The organism is Sphaerisporangium melleum, from assembly GCF_014646695.1.
Lineage (GTDB): Bacteria > Actinomycetota > Actinomycetes > Streptosporangiales > Streptosporangiaceae > Sphaerisporangium > Sphaerisporangium melleum.
This window is the reverse complement of record NZ_BMNT01000167.1, coordinates 298-500: the sequence shown is the minus strand read 5'-3', so window position 1 is coordinate 500 and position 203 is coordinate 298. Positions and strand designations below refer to the sequence as shown.

Below are 203 nucleotides of genomic sequence, written 5' to 3'. Positions count from 1 at the left end.
CCGAACTGTCTCACGACGTTCTAAACCCAGCTCGCGTACCACTTTAAATGGCGAACAGCCATACCCTTGGGACCGACTTCAGCCCCAGGATGTGATGAGCCGACATCGAGGTGCCAAACACCGCCGTCGATATGAACTCTTGGGCGGTATCAGCCTGTTATCCCCGGAGTACCTTTTATCCGTTGAGCGATGGCCCTTCCATT

The 203-nt window shown here is 54.7% G+C and carries 1 rRNA gene (running past one end of the window); it reads right to left on the bottom strand.

The annotated features are described in order from the left end of the window. Nucleotides 1-203 (bottom strand): 23S ribosomal RNA (locus tag IEY93_RS37675); its annotated part runs 297 nt beyond the window's last position; the annotation flags it as partial.